This is a genomic window from Paraburkholderia flava (assembly GCF_004359985.1).
Classification (GTDB): domain Bacteria; phylum Pseudomonadota; class Gammaproteobacteria; order Burkholderiales; family Burkholderiaceae; genus Paraburkholderia; species Paraburkholderia flava.
Genome location: NZ_SMRO01000003.1, coordinates 851,413 through 864,648 on the forward strand (window position 1 = coordinate 851,413; position 13,236 = coordinate 864,648).

Here is a 13,236-nt window from a genome sequence, read left to right on the forward strand (position 1 = left end):
AATAGTATTGATATAGTGTCCTCCATGGATCAGCCGATCCAACCCCACACGGAGGAAATCATGACGCAGCTTCAATCCCAGCAGTCGCAGCCCCACCTCCCGAAAACCCAACAACCCGCCAATGCGTTTGCCGCGACGATCCTCGGCGCGCGAACCGTGGCGTTGGCGTTGCTGGTCGACCGCGCGTTGTCGGCCTGAGCCCGCAGTTCCCGAATCGCAGTTTCCTTTTTAAGCCCCCCATACCAGGAGTTCAGGATGTCCGAACGCAAGCTCACCACGGCGGCCGGCGCGCCCGTCGCCGATAACCAGAATTCGTTGACCGCCGGCACGCGCGGCCCGGTTGTGCTGCAGGACGTGTGGCTGCTCGAGAAGCTCGCGCACTTCGATCGCGAGGTGATTCCCGAACGCCGCGTGCATGCGAAGGGTTCCGGCGCGTTCGGCACGCTGAAGGTGACGCACGACATCTCGCGCTTTTCGAAGGCGATGGTCTTCGCTGAGGTCGGCAAGGAAACGCCGCTCTTCATGCGCTTTTCGACGGTGGCCGGCGAGCGCGGTGCGGCCGACGCCGAGCGCGACGTGCGCGGCTTCTCGATCAAGTTCTACACCGAAGAAGGCAACTGGGACGTGGTGGGCAACAACACGCCGGTGTTCTTCATCCGCGATCCGCTGAAGTTTCCGGACTTCATCCACACGCAGAAGCGCGATCCGTACACGAACCTGCGCAACAACATCGCCGCGTGGGACTTCTGGTCGCGGCATCCGGAGTCGCTGCATCAGGTGACGATCGTGATGAGCGATCGCGGCATTCCGAAGAACTATCGGCAGATGCACGGCTTCGGGTCGCACACGTTCTCGTTCATCAACGCGAACAACGAGCGCTTCTGGGTGAAGTTCCACTTCAAGTCGTTGAACGGCATCGAGAACTACAGCGACGCTGAAGCGGCGCAGGTCGTAGCCGGCGATCGCGAAAGCGCGCAGCGCGATCTCGTCACGAGTATCGATGAAGGCCGTTTTCCGAAGTGGGCGTTCCGCATTCAGGTGATGCCCGAGGCCGATGCGGCGAAGGTGCCGTACAACCCGTTCGACATCACGAAGATCTGGCCGCATAGCGACTATCCGCTGATCGACGTTGGCACGATCGAGCTGAACCGCAACGCGCAGAATTATTTCGCCGATGTCGAGCAGGCGGCGTTCACGCCGGCGAACGTGGTGCCGGGCATCGGCTTCTCGCCGGACCGTCTGTTGCAGGGTCGTTTGTTCTCGTACGGCGACACGCAACGCTACCGGCTCGGCGTGAACCATCACCAGATTCCGGTGAACGCATCGCGCTGCCCGTTTCACCATTCGTTCCATCGCGACGGCGCGATGCGAGCGGACGGCAACCTCGGGGGAACGGTGAATTACGAGCCGAGCCGCTTCGGCGATTTCGCGCAAGACCGCAATGCGATCGAACCGCCGCTCGCGGCCGGTGCAGTCGACCATTACGACCATCGCGAAGACGACGATTACTACAGCCAGCCGGCAGCGTTGTTCAAGCTCTTCGACGCCGCGCATCGCGAGCGCCTGTTCGCGAACATCGCGCGGTCGATCAAGGGTGTGCCGGACGAAATCATTGCGCGGCAGGTCGAGCATTTCCGTCGCATCGATCCGGCGTATGCGGAAGGTGTGGTTGCAGCACTCGTGAAGCTCGACGAAGCGACCGCAGCGAAGTAACAGGGAACAGCGGTGGGGCGCATTACGCTCCACCGGTTTTGAAGACGAATCGAAGGAGAACGATCATGATCCAGATGATGATGGCAGGCATCGGCGGAAACGCATTCGCGCAGCACGCGTACCGCCTGCGAGGCGCCGCATTCGTGCGGAAAATGACCGGACTTGCGGTCGTCGGCAGCGGCTTCGCGGTGATCTTCGCGCACGGTCTGCAGCACCTGACCGGCGCGTGACGGGTGCATGAGGCAACGCCGCCGGACAGCCGTGGCGCGGGGCTGCAGCGCATAGAACACGGGCTTTCTACGCTACACTGTCGGGCGTTCGAGCAACCGGGTTGTCTGTCGTCAATCCGGAGCCGCCGACCGGTTCGCATCACTCTTCAAAGGAGTCATCATGGCCAAAAAAGCAACCTCCGTACCGCACGTCAACATCGGCATCAGCGACAAGGACCGCAAGAAGATTGCGGAAGGTCTGTCGCGTCTGCTGGCGGATACGTACACGCTATATCTGAAGACGCACAATTTTCACTGGAACGTCACGGGTCCGATGTTCAACACGCTGCATCTGATGTTCGAGACGCAGTACACCGAACTCGCGATGGCAGTCGATGCGATCGCCGAACGTATCCGTGCGCTGGGCGTGGCCGCGCCGGGCAGCTACAAGGAATTCGCGAAGCTGTCGTCGATTCCCGAAGCGGACGGCGTGCCGGCTGCTGAAGAAATGATTCGCCAACTGGTGGAAGGTCAGGAAGCGGTCGTGCGCACGGCGCGCGAAATTTTCCCTGCGACCGAAGCGGCGAACGACGAACCGACCGCCGACCTGCTGACGCAACGCATGCAGACGCACGAAAAGACCGCGTGGATGCTGCGTTCGATGCTGGCGTAAAGCTGTTCGCGGGTTGCGCCATGTGGCGGTGACCCGCGTCGATGGAAGTGTGTAGATGCGGCCCGACAGGCCTTGCCTGTTGGGCTGTTTTTTTTGTGCGAACTGTTTGTGTTGCCTAGCTCCGCTGCCGCGTAGTGGACGACACGACGCGCCGCTGCTCTAGAATATCGGCATCGTCTTGATCCGTACCGCCATGTTCGCCCGACTTCCGCTTTACCTGCGCCTTGTCCGAATGGACAAACCGATCGGCAGCCTGCTGCTGCTGTGGCCGACGCTCAACGCGCTGTGGATTGCGTCGGGTGGCCACCCGACGCCGCAACTGCTCGTGATCTTCGTGGTCGGCACGCTGCTGATGCGCTCGGCGGGCTGTGCAATCAACGACTACGCGGACCGCGATTTCGATCGCCATGTGAAGCGCACCGTCGACCGTCCGTTGACCTCGGGCAAGATCGCCGCGTGGGAAGCGATCGCGCTTGCCACCGGGCTGTCGCTGCTCGCGTTCCTGCTGATCCTGCCGCTCAATACGCTGACGAAGGAACTGTCGGTTGTCGCGTTGTTCGTTGCCGGTTCGTATCCGTTCATGAAGCGATTCTTCGCGCTGCCGCAGGCGTATCTCGGCATCGCGTTCGGCTTCGGGATTCCGATGGCGTTCGCCGCGATCCAGAATCACGTGCCGATGCTCGGGTGGGCGATGCTGGTCGCGAACATATTCTGGTCGCTGGCCTACGATACCGAATACGCGATGGTCGATCGCGACGACGACATCAAGATCGGCATCCGCACATCGGCGCTGACATTCGGCCGTTTCGACGTGCTTGCCGTGATGCTGTGCTATGCGGGAACGCTCGGCATCTATGCGGTGATCGCCGTGATGCTCGGCTTCGGTGTCGTGTTCTGGCTCGGCTGGGCGGCAGCGGTTGCGTGTGCGATCTATCACTATCGGCTGATTCGCGACCGCGATCGTATGCAGTGCTTCGCGGCATTCCGGCACAACAACTGGCTGGGCGGTGCACTGTTCGCGGGGATTGCCGCGCACTACATGATCGCTGCGCTGTGATCGAGGCACGTAGGCGTCCATGCGCATGCGCGCATGTACGCCTACGGTGGTAACCCGCTTACTGCTTGCCGAATTCCTCGCCCATTTCCTTCGCGCGCGCATCCGCGGCCAGCGCGCCGCGCACGATCGCATCCTTCACGCCTTGAGCATCGAACGCTGCAAGTGCAGCTGCCGTCGTGCCGCCCTTCGACGTCACACGCTCGCGCAACACAGCAGGCGATTCCGTCGATTGCGCGGCAAGCTGAGCCGCACCGGTGAACGTCGACACGGCGAGCGCGCGACCCTGTTCATCGTCCATACCCAGTTGACGAGCAGCCTCCTGCAACGCCTCGATGAAATAAAACACGTACGCCGGCCCGCTCCCCGAGATCGCCGTGACCGCGTCGATCTTCGCTTCGTCGTCGAACCAGACCGTCTGGCCTACCGCACCCAGCACCTGTGACGCGAGTTCACGACCAGCGTCATCGACACCCGACGTCGCGACAAGCCCCGTCACCCCCATGCCGATCAGCGCAGGCGTGTTCGGCATCGTGCGCACGATGCGCACATGACCATTCAACCAGCGCGACAGGTCCGCCGAACGGATGCCCGCGACGATCGTGATCACCAGATGTGCCGCGCCGACATACGGCGCGAGTGCTTCGGCGACGTTGCGTGCGACCTGCGGTTTCACGGCAAGCACGATCGCATCGTATGACGCGAGGTCGGCGTCGGCCACTGCGCCGGTGCGAACACCGAACTGCTGCGCGAGGCGCGCGCGTGCCTCTTCATTGGGATCGATCGCGTACAGATCGGCCGGCGCGGTGCCGCGCTTGACGAGACCGCCGATGAGCGCGGCGGCCATGTTGCCGCCGCCGATGAAGGCAATTTTCATGATGGTGGTGAGTGTTTAGTGAGAGTAATCGCGGGCGCCGAAAATTGCGGTGCCGACACGGACCATCGTCGAGCCTTCGAGCACGGCGGCTTCGAGATCGCCCGACATGCCCATCGATAGCGTATCGAGTTGCAGCCCGTGTGTGCGTAGCGTGTCGAATAGTTCGCGTAGCACGCGATGCGGCACACGCTGTTCGTCGACGTTACCTGCAGGCTCCGGAATGGCCATCAGCCCGCGCAATCGCAAGCGCGGCAGCGCGGCGATTGCCTGCGCGACGCTCGACGCTTCAACAGGCACGACACCGCTCTTCGACGCTTCACCGCTGACGTTCACCTGCAGGCACACGTTGAGCGGCGGCAGATTGTCGGGACGCTGTTCGGAGAGACGCTGCGCGATCTTCAGCCGGTCGACCGAATGCACCCAGTCGAACTGCTCGGCGACCGGCCGCGTCTTGTTCGACTGCAGCGGACCGATGAAATGCCATTCGATCGATGCACGCAGATCGACCAGCGCCTCGAGCTTGGTTTGCGCTTCCTGCACGTAGTTTTCGCCGAACGCGCGCTGGCCGGCCGCGTGGGCCGCGCGCACGTCTTCGGCGGGGAAAGTTTTCGATACCGCGAGCAGCATCACCGTGCCCGGGTCGCGGCCGGCGAGCTGCGCGGCGAGCGCGATGCGCTGTTGCACGGCGAAGAGGTTGTGAACGAGATCGGGCATGAGGTCGGATTGCAGCAGGACGATGACCCGATTATACGGACGCTGGTGCGCACCGCCGACCTGGCCGATCGGCCAGGTGGCGGCGATGAACCTGCTCCGTTACGCTGACAACATGTGCTCGACGAGTTCGACCCAGTGCGCGACGGGCATCGACGTCCCGCTTTGCAGATGAGAGATGCAACCGACGTTTGCCGAGACGATCATCTGCGGTTCGAGCGCGCTCAGTTTTTCGAGCTTCTGGTTGCGCAGCGTGTACGACAGCGTGGGCTGCGTGAGCGAGTAGGTGCCGGCGGAGCCGCAGCACAGATGGCTGTCGACGGGCAGTCGCACATCGATGCCGAGCGCAGTCAGCAGATGCTCGACCTTGCCGCGTATCTGCTGGCCGTGCTGCAGCGTACACGGCGGATGGAACGCGACCGTATGCACGGCGCGGCGTCGCGCGAGGCCGGTCAGCGACTCTTCGAACTCGGGCAGGATTTCGGAGATGTCGCGAGTCAGCTCGACGATGCGTCGCGCCTTGTCCGCGTACGCCGGATCGTCGCGCAGCAGGTGCGCGTATTCCATCACGGTCACGCCGCAGCCCGACGCGTTCATCACGATCGCTTCCGCGCCCTGTTCGACGTGCGGCCACCACGCGTCGATGTTCGCGCGGATGTCGTCGAGTGCTTCGTCGTGATAGCCGAGATGCAGGCGGATCGCGCCGCAGCAGCCCGCTTCGGGCGCGATGACGGTCTGCACGCCGAGCGCATCGAGCACGCGGGCGGTCGCGATGTTGACGTTCGGCATCATCGAGGGCTGCACGCAGCCGGCGAGCATCAGCATCTTGCGCGGATGGGTCGCGGTGGGCCATTCGAGCGGGCGTTGTCGCGCGGGCACCTTGTCGCGCAGCTTCTTCGGCAGCAGCCGGCGCACGTGCTGGCCGAACAGCATCGCGGGCGTGAACAGCGCACTGTTCGGCACGAAGCTCGCCAGCATGCGACGCGTCAAGCGCTGGCCGACCGGTCGACGGATCTTCTCTTCGGTGAGCTTGCGGCCAATCTCGACGAGACGTCCGTACTGCACGCCGGACGGACACGTCGTCTCGCAACTGCGGCAGGTGAGGCAACGGTCGAGGTGAGTCTGCGTGCTACGCGTCACCGGCGCACCTTCGACCATCTGCTTGATCAGGTAGATGCGGCCGCGCGGACCGTCGAGTTCGTCGCCGAGCAGTTGATACGTCGGGCAGGTCGCCGTGCAGAAACCGCAGTGCACGCATTTGCGCAGAATCGCGTCGGCCTCGTCGCCTTCCGGTGTATTGCGGATGAAGTCCGCGAGGTTCGTCTGCATCGTGTCCCTTAGAAATCGGGATACAACCGGCCGCGATTGAAGATGCGGGCGGGGTCGAACGCGGCCTTGAGGCCGCGGTGGATTTTCATCAGCGGCGCGGGCAGCGGCGTGAATACACCGGAGCTGCGATCGTAGCCGTGACCGGTGCGGAAGATGGTCGCGTGGCCGCCGGCCTGCTTCGCGCTCATGCGTACGGTTTGCGCGTCGGTGTCGGTGATCCACCATCGCTGCGCGCCGCCCCATTCCATCAGTTGCGCGCCGGGCAACTGCAAAGGCTCGGTGATGGTCGGCAACGCGAGGCGCCACAACGCGGCCTTCGGTGCGATCGCCGAGAAGAACGGATCGGTCTGTTCGCGCAGGCCGGCCCAGAAGCGTTCGGCCTCGACCGCGTCGACCACCTCGCCGCCAAGCGATGACTTCGCCGCTTTCACTGCGGCTTCCGCGCCGCCGAGCCGCAGCGCGAGCGTGCCGTTGCGCCATGCGCTCGCGGTGATCGGCAGCGGTCGGCCGCCCCATTCGTTGAGCTTGCGGACGGCATCGGTGCCGTTCATGTCGAACTTCAGCGTGGCCTCGGTCTTCGCGCGCGGCAGCACTTTCACCGACAGTTCGAGGATCAGCGCGAGCGTGCCGAGCGAGCCGGCCAGCAGCCGCGACACATCGTAGCCCGCGACGTTCTTCACGACCTGTCCACCGAAGTGCAGCACCTGGCCGTTGCCGTTCATCACGACCGCGCCGAGCACGAAGTCGCGAGGCGCACCTGCAGTGGGGCGGCGCGGTCCTGCGATACCGGCCGCGATGCAACCGCCGAACGTGGCCTGCGCGCCGAAGTGAGGCGGCTCGAACGGCAGCATCTGGTCGTGTTCGGCGAGCGCCGCTTCGATCTCGAGGAGCGGTGTGCCGGCGCGCGCGGTGATGACGAGTTCGGCGGGGTCGTAGGAAACGATGCCGCGATGGGCGCGCGTGTCGAGGATTTCACCTTCCAGCGTTTGACCGTACCAGTCCTTCGTGCCCCCGCCGCGAATGCGCAATGCACGCCCCGCTGCGGTAGCCGAGCGGATTCGCTCGGACCAGCTAGCGACGATGTCTTCCTCTTCCATGGTGCCTTGCCTGGTTGTCGCCTGATTGTCTTTGCTTCGATTGTACCGGGCAGGACCGCGCTGGCAACCCGGAGCGGCCCCTAGGCCGTGGACCGACCCTGCAGCAGATGACGCACGGGGGCAGGACAAAAGAAAACGCGGCCATGCGTGACGCACGGCCGCGTTTCTTTGGTTATGTCCGGCATGCGGACGGCATCAGAAGCGGGGCAGCTCGGGATGCGGCAGCAGGCCGCCGCGGATATGCATCTTCCCGTACTCGGCACAGCGAGCGCGTGTGGGGATGCCCTTGTCGGGGTTCAGCAGACGGGCCGGATCGAATGCACGCTTCACCGCATGGAACGTATCGCGTTCTTCCGGCGAGAACTGCACGCACATCGAATTGATCTTCTCGATGCCGACGCCGTGTTCGCCCGTCACCGTGCCGCCGAGTTCGACGCAGGCCTCGAGAATATCGGCGCCGAACGCTTCGGCGCGATGCCATTCGTCGAGATCGTTGCCGTTGAACAGGATGAGCGGATGCATGTTGCCGTCGCCTGCATGGAACACGTTCATGCAGCGCAGCCGATACTTCTCTTCCATCGCTTCGATACGCGCAAGCAGCGGACCGATGCTGCGGCGCGGCACCGTGCCGTCCATGCAGTAGTAATCGGGCGAAATGCGGCCGGCTGCGGGGAATGCGTTCTTGCGTCCCGACCAGAAGCGTAGCCGCTCGCTTTCCGAACGCGAGATCTGGATGCGGGTCGCGCCGTGTTCGCGCAGCACCGCAGTCATCCGGACGATTTCATCGGCGACTTCTTCAGGCGTGCCGTCCGATTCGCACAGCAGGATCGCGGCTGCGTCGAGATCGTAGCCGGCGTTGACGAAGCCTTCGACTGCACGCGTCGCCGGCTTGTCCATCATCTCGAGGCCGGCGGGAATGATGCCGGCCGCGATGATCTCGGCTACGGCGTTGCCGCCTTTCACGACGTCGTCGAAACTCGCCATCACGACCTGCGCGGTCTGCGGCTTCGGGATCAGCTTGACGGTGACCTCGGTCACGATCGCGAACATCCCTTCGCTGCCGATCAGCACCGCGAGCAGATCGAGCCCGGGTGCATCGGGGCTCAGCGAACCGAATTCGACGACATCGCCGTCCATCGTCACCGCGCGCACGCGCAGCACGTTGTGAACCGTCAGCCCGTACTTGAGGCAGTGCACGCCGCCCGAATTCTCCGACACGTTGCCGCCGATCGTGCACGCGATCTGCGATGAGGGATCGGGTGCGTAGTACAGCCCGTAAGGCGCGGCGGCTTCCGAGATCGCGAGATTGCGCACGCCGGGCTGCACGGTGGCCGTGCGCGCATACGAGTCGACCTCGACGATCTTGCGAAAGCGCGCCAGCGACACGACGATGCCGTGCCGTATCGGCATCGCGCCACCCGACAGCCCGGTGCCCGCACCACGCGGCACGATCGGTACATCGAGCCGGTTGCAGATCTGCACGATGCGCTGCACCTGCGATTCCGTTTCCGGCAGCACGACCGCGAGCGGCAGACGACGATACGCCGCGAGCCCATCGCATTCGTACGCGGTCGTGTCTTCCTCGCGATACAGCAGACAGTGTGTGGGCAGCACGGCCATCAATGCTTGCACGACTTCGCGCTGACGCTGCGCGAGCACGTCGGCCGACAGCTCGGCGGGCGTGTTCAGGTCTTCGGTTGCTGCGACCTCTTTCATGTCCGGGCGCTCCGTATTGTCACGCTGGTTACGCTGCTTCACGCGGCCCACGAGAAAATCTTGCCAGGGTTCATCAGGTTACGCGGATCGAGTGCGTGCTTGATCGAACGCATCGTATCCACCGCGACGGCACCGTGTTCTTCGAGCAGGAAGTTCATCTTGTGCAACCCGACGCCGTGTTCGCCGGTGCAGGTGCCGTCCATGCGCAGCGCGCGCTGCACGATGAGCCGGTTGAGCCGTTCGGCTTCGGCGAGTTCTTCCGGTTTGTTCGGGTCGATCAAAATCGCGACGTGGAAATTGCCGTCGCCGACATGGCCGACGATCGGGCAGGGCAGCGGCGACGCGATCAGATCCTGCTCGGTTTCGACGACGCATTCGGCGAGTCGCGAGATCGGCACGCAGACGTCGGTGGTGACCGCGCGGCAACCGGGTTTTAACTGCAGCATCGCGAAGTACGCGTTGTGTCGCGCGTTCCACAGCCGGCTACGATCTTCGGGACGCGTCGCCCATTCGAAGCCTTCACCCGCGTTCTGTGCGGCGATGTCCTGCACGAGTTCGGCCTGTTCTTTCACGCCCGCTTCGGTGCCGTGAAATTCGAAAAACAGCGTAGGTGCTTCGCGCAGCGTCAGATGCGAATGACGGTTGATCGAACGGACCGCAAGTGCATCGACGAACTCGACGCGCGCGATCGGCACGCCGATCTGGATCGTCTCGATCACTGCGCGCACCGCCTCGCCCATCGACGGAAACGCGCACACTGCCGCCGACACCGCCTCCGGTTGCGGATAAAGCCGCAGCGTGATTTCGGTGATGACGCCGAGCGTGCCTTCGGAGCCGACGAACAGACGCGTGAGGTCATACCCCGCCGACGATTTGCGCGCGCGCGTGCCGGTGTGGATCGTGCGGCCGTCCGCGAGTACGACGCTCAAGCCCAGCACGTTCTCGCGCATCGTGCCGTAACGCACCGCGTTGGTCCCCGATGCGCGCGTCGCCGACATGCCACCGATGCTCGCGTCGGCGCCCGGATCGATCGGGAAGAACAGGCCGGTGTCGCGCAGCGCTTCGTTCAACTGCTTGCGCGAGATGCCGGGCTCGACGGTGACGGTGAGGTCTTCTGCGTTGATCGACAGCACGCGGTTCATTTCGGAGAGGTCGATCGACACGCCGCCCTGCACGGCCAGCAGATGCCCTTCGAGCGACGAGCCGTTGCCATATGGAATGATCGGCGTGTCGTATTGCCCGCACAGCTTGACGATGGTCTGCACGTCTTCGGTCGTTCGCGCGTAGACGACTGCGTCGGGCAACTGTGGATCGAAAGGCGATTCGTCGCGGCCATGGTTCGTGCGCACGGCCTCGGCAGTGGAGACGCGTTCGCCGAAAGCGGCTTTCAGCGCGGTGAGCAGTGCGTCGGGAAATGGACGGCGCACGGATGCCGGCGGCACGGGATGGTTCACGCATGTCTCCTGGTGGCGGGCGGGATGTTTTTTGATTCTGATGTATCGGGGCATTTTACGCCGCGATCGTCCGGGGCGGGCGCAGGGAGGACACCAGGTGCGCGCCCCGATCCGTCACCCCGGCCACCTATAATGACTGCGATCCACCGATCCACCGATCCACCGATCCACCGATCCACCGATCCACCGATCCACCGATCCACCGACTCGGCACGCGGCCAGCAGCCAGCGGCACGCAACGCCGACGGGCGGTCACCGAACGCAATCCACCGGGACTCATCATGGGCAACCGCTTGAGCAAGATCGCTACCCGCACCGGCGACGACGGCAGCACCGGCCTCGGCGATGGCCGGCGCGTGCGCAAGGACGATGCGCGGATCGCCGCGATGGGCGACGTCGACGAGCTGAATTCGAATCTCGGCGTGCTGCTGTGCGAGCCGCTACCCGACGACGTGCGCGCCGCGCTGACCGCGATCCAGCACGACCTGTTCGACCTTGGCGGCGAGCTTTGCATACCGGGTCACACGGTGATTTCGGATGACTATCTCGCGCGGCTCGACGGCTGGCTTGCCGACTACAACGCGACGTTGCCGCCGTTGAAGGAGTTCATCCTGCCCGCCGGATCGCGCGCGGCTTCGCTTGCGCATGTGTGCCGGACCGTGTGTCGCCGCGCCGAGCGGACGATCGTCGCGCTAGGCGAATCGGAGACAATCAACGCGGCGCCGCGTCGTTATGTGAACCGTCTGTCGGATCTGCTGTTCGTGCTCGCGCGTGTGTTGAATCGCGTGGACGGCGGCAGCGACGTGCTGTGGCGTCACGATCGCGGCGCGGGGTAGGGCTTTCATCCGGGTGCGGTGCGCGAGTGCGGTGCACGCTGTGGTTTGAAGAAGCGATGCTTACCGCCACATCGCACCGCGATGCCTCTGCGCGACCGCACCGCCGTGCCGTCGCGCAACCTCACCTCACGCGAGGCAACGCTCAGTTCCCGCTACCGCGCGCAACCCGCCGCTGCTTCACCGCCTCCGCGAGCCCTTCGAGCACGCCGATGCTCTCGTCCCAACCGATACACGCATCGGTGACGCTCTGACCGTACGTGAGCTCACAGCCTTCCTGCAGATCCTGGCGCCCAGCGACCAGATGCGACTCGACCATCACGCCGACGATCCGCTCGTCGCCCCCCGCAATCTGCCGACCGATATCCGCGCACACCGGGATCTGGTTCTCGTGCTTCTTCGAGCTGTTCGCGTGGCTCGCATCGATCATCAGACGCGCCGCGAGACCCGCCTTGCCGATGTCCGCGCACGCTGCGTTGACGCTTTCGGCATCGTAGTTCGGCGCCTTGCCGCCGCGCAGGATGATGTGGCAATCCTCGTTGCCGGCCGTCGACACGATCGCCGAGTGGCCGCCCTTCGTCACCGACAGGAAATGGTGCGGCTGCGACGCCGCCTTGATTGCATCGACGGCGATCTTCACGTTGCCGTCGGTGCCGTTCTTGAAGCCGACCGGGCACGACAGCCCCGACGCGAGCTCGCGATGCACCTGCGATTCGGTCGTGCGCGCGCCGATCGCCCCCCACGAAATCAGATCCGCGATGTACTGCGGGCTGATCATGTCGAGGTATTCGGTGCCGGCAGGCAGACCGAGTTCGTTGATGTGCATCAGCAGTTCGCGCGCGGTGCGCAGACCGTCGTTGATCTTGAAGCTGTTGTCCATGAACGGGTCGTTGATGAGACCCTTCCAGCCCACCGTCGTGCGCGGCTTTTCGAAGTACACGCGCATCACGATTTCGAGTTCGCCCGCGAAGCGCTTGCGCTGTTCGACGAGCCGTCCCGCGTATTCGAGCGCGGCCTTCGTATCGTGAATCGAGCACGGCCCGACGATCACGATCAGCCGGTCTTCCATTCCATGCAGGATCCGGTGCATCGACTGGCGGGCGTTGTAGATCAGGCTCGACACCGTTTCGTTGCAGGGGAATTCGCGGATCAGGTGAGCCGGCGGCGTGAGTTCCTTCAGTTCCCGGATGCGGACATCGTCGGTGTTGTGCGGGGGCATGGTTTTTCTCCAGGGTTTTGCTTGTAGCGTGTTCGCGCGGCGGACCGCGGCGGAAAACTCGTCAGGCTAAAAAGGTTGAAAGAGGGAAACGATGAAAACAAGGGAAACGGCGAGGGCGAAAAAAAACCGCCAGACTCGCTGGCGGTTTTTTCGGGAATTTCGGGTGCACTGTCACCCCTCTCGATCCGCCAGCGGTCTGAGATGCCAAAAGAAGTAAAAATAAAACTTGGCGGACATGGCGTTAAAAGTGATCGCTGATCTGGAAAAGGGTGTCGTGCTTTATAACCCGGCGTCGAACGGCTGACAAGCCAAGGCTCGTAAAAATGCGGAAAATCCGCACGTTTCGTTGCT

The 13,236-nt window shown here is 63.9% G+C and carries 14 protein-coding genes; 7 read left to right on the forward strand and 7 right to left on the reverse strand.

Translation table 11 applies throughout. From position 1 onward, the window contains the following. Positions 1-60 precede the first annotated feature (60 nt). The 5 genes from E1748_RS31580 to ubiA all read left to right on the forward strand — a co-directional run bounded on the left by E1748_RS31580 (position 61) and on the right by ubiA (position 3,652). On the forward strand, positions 61-198 hold the full coding sequence (locus E1748_RS31580) for a hypothetical protein (RefSeq protein ID WP_166653630.1): 138 nt from the start codon (positions 61-63) through the stop codon (positions 196-198). A 57-nt stretch (positions 199-255) separates the two neighbouring features. Then, a complete protein-coding gene (locus tag E1748_RS26370) occupies positions 256-1,713 on the forward strand; it encodes a catalase (RefSeq protein ID WP_133650203.1) in 1,458 nt (485 codons plus the stop codon). A gap of 65 nt (positions 1,714-1,778) precedes the next feature. Then, positions 1,779-1,943 carry a hypothetical protein gene (locus E1748_RS31585; protein WP_166653631.1) on the forward strand — a complete coding sequence of 55 codons (165 nt, stop codon included), beginning with the start codon at positions 1,779-1,781 and terminating at the stop codon, positions 1,941-1,943. A gap of 160 nt (positions 1,944-2,103) precedes the next feature. After that, a complete protein-coding gene (locus tag E1748_RS26375; protein ID WP_133650204.1) occupies positions 2,104-2,595 on the forward strand; it encodes a Dps family protein in 492 nt (163 codons plus the stop codon). A 193-nt stretch (positions 2,596-2,788) separates the two neighbouring features. Beyond that, positions 2,789-3,652, forward strand: coding sequence for a 4-hydroxybenzoate octaprenyltransferase (gene ubiA / locus E1748_RS26380; RefSeq protein WP_133650205.1), 864 nt, complete (start codon positions 2,789-2,791; stop codon positions 3,650-3,652). Positions 3,653-3,710: 58 nt separating this feature from the next. Here ubiA and proC read toward each other — a convergent pair whose 3' ends face one another. The 6 genes from proC to E1748_RS26410 all read right to left on the reverse strand — a co-directional run bounded on the left by proC (position 3,711) and on the right by E1748_RS26410 (position 10,833). Further along, the gene (gene proC / locus E1748_RS26385) at positions 3,711-4,526 is read right to left on the reverse strand and encodes a pyrroline-5-carboxylate reductase (RefSeq protein WP_133650206.1); all 816 of its coding nucleotides are present in this window, start codon (positions 4,524-4,526) and stop codon (positions 3,711-3,713) included. Between the two features lie 15 nt (positions 4,527-4,541). Further along, complete coding sequence (locus E1748_RS26390) at positions 4,542-5,240, reverse strand: YggS family pyridoxal phosphate-dependent enzyme (RefSeq protein WP_133650207.1); 699 nt, start codon at positions 5,238-5,240, stop codon at positions 4,542-4,544. A 99-nt stretch (positions 5,241-5,339) separates the two neighbouring features. Beyond that, positions 5,340-6,566: a glycolate oxidase subunit GlcF gene (glcF, locus tag E1748_RS26395; RefSeq protein WP_133650208.1), complete on the reverse strand. Its 1,227-nt coding sequence runs from the start codon at positions 6,564-6,566 to the stop codon at positions 5,340-5,342. An 8-nt stretch (positions 6,567-6,574) separates the two neighbouring features. Then, positions 6,575-7,663, reverse strand: a complete 1,089-nt coding sequence (gene glcE / locus E1748_RS26400; protein ID WP_133650209.1) for a glycolate oxidase subunit GlcE — start codon at positions 7,661-7,663, stop codon at positions 6,575-6,577. 195 nt (positions 7,664-7,858) lie between these two features. Further along, the gene (locus E1748_RS26405) at positions 7,859-9,352 is read right to left on the reverse strand and encodes an FAD-linked oxidase C-terminal domain-containing protein (protein ID WP_133650529.1); all 1,494 of its coding nucleotides are present in this window, start codon (positions 9,350-9,352) and stop codon (positions 7,859-7,861) included. A 65-nt stretch (positions 9,353-9,417) separates the two neighbouring features. Next, a complete protein-coding gene (locus E1748_RS26410; protein WP_133650210.1) occupies positions 9,418-10,833 on the reverse strand; it encodes an FAD-linked oxidase C-terminal domain-containing protein in 1,416 nt (471 codons plus the stop codon). Positions 10,834-11,114: 281 nt separating this feature from the next. Between E1748_RS26410 and E1748_RS26415 the strand changes: the two genes are divergently transcribed. Continuing rightward, complete coding sequence (locus E1748_RS26415) at positions 11,115-11,669, forward strand: cob(I)yrinic acid a,c-diamide adenosyltransferase (protein ID WP_133650211.1); 555 nt, start codon at positions 11,115-11,117, stop codon at positions 11,667-11,669. 142 nt (positions 11,670-11,811) lie between these two features. On the opposite strand, the gene aroG is transcribed toward E1748_RS26415, so the two are convergent. Beyond that, positions 11,812-12,885, reverse strand: coding sequence for a 3-deoxy-7-phosphoheptulonate synthase AroG (aroG, locus tag E1748_RS26420; RefSeq protein ID WP_133650212.1), 1,074 nt, complete (start codon positions 12,883-12,885; stop codon positions 11,812-11,814). A 75-nt stretch (positions 12,886-12,960) separates the two neighbouring features. Here aroG and E1748_RS26425 point away from each other — a divergent pair, with 75 nt between their 5' ends. Beyond that, positions 12,961-13,143, forward strand: a complete 183-nt coding sequence (locus E1748_RS26425; protein WP_133650213.1) for a hypothetical protein — start codon at positions 12,961-12,963, stop codon at positions 13,141-13,143. Positions 13,144-13,236: the final 93 nt, after the last annotated feature.

What these genes read in the sequence shown, in the direction of transcription:
- glcE (WP_133650209.1), bottom strand. Translation starts at nt 7,663, where the DNA reads ATGGAAGAGGAAGACATCGTCGCTAGCTGGTCCGAGCGAATCCGCTCG.
- aroG (WP_133650212.1), bottom strand. Translation starts at nt 12,885, where the DNA reads ATGCCCCCGCACAACACCGACGATGTCCGCATCCGGGAACTGAAGGAA.
- E1748_RS26390 (WP_133650207.1), bottom strand. Translation starts at nt 5,240, where the DNA reads ATGCCCGATCTCGTTCACAACCTCTTCGCCGTGCAACAGCGCATCGCG.
- E1748_RS26415 (WP_133650211.1), top strand. Translation starts at nt 11,115, where the DNA reads ATGGGCAACCGCTTGAGCAAGATCGCTACCCGCACCGGCGACGACGGC.
- E1748_RS31580 (WP_166653630.1), top strand. Translation starts at nt 61, where the DNA reads ATGACGCAGCTTCAATCCCAGCAGTCGCAGCCCCACCTCCCGAAAACC.
- E1748_RS26375 (WP_133650204.1), top strand. Translation starts at nt 2,104, where the DNA reads ATGGCCAAAAAAGCAACCTCCGTACCGCACGTCAACATCGGCATCAGC.
- proC (WP_133650206.1), bottom strand. Translation starts at nt 4,526, where the DNA reads ATGAAAATTGCCTTCATCGGCGGCGGCAACATGGCCGCCGCGCTCATC.
- glcF (WP_133650208.1), bottom strand. Translation starts at nt 6,566, where the DNA reads ATGCAGACGAACCTCGCGGACTTCATCCGCAATACACCGGAAGGCGAC.
- ubiA (WP_133650205.1), top strand. Translation starts at nt 2,789, where the DNA reads ATGTTCGCCCGACTTCCGCTTTACCTGCGCCTTGTCCGAATGGACAAA.
- E1748_RS26370 (WP_133650203.1), top strand. Translation starts at nt 256, where the DNA reads ATGTCCGAACGCAAGCTCACCACGGCGGCCGGCGCGCCCGTCGCCGAT.
- E1748_RS31585 (WP_166653631.1), top strand. Translation starts at nt 1,779, where the DNA reads ATGATCCAGATGATGATGGCAGGCATCGGCGGAAACGCATTCGCGCAG.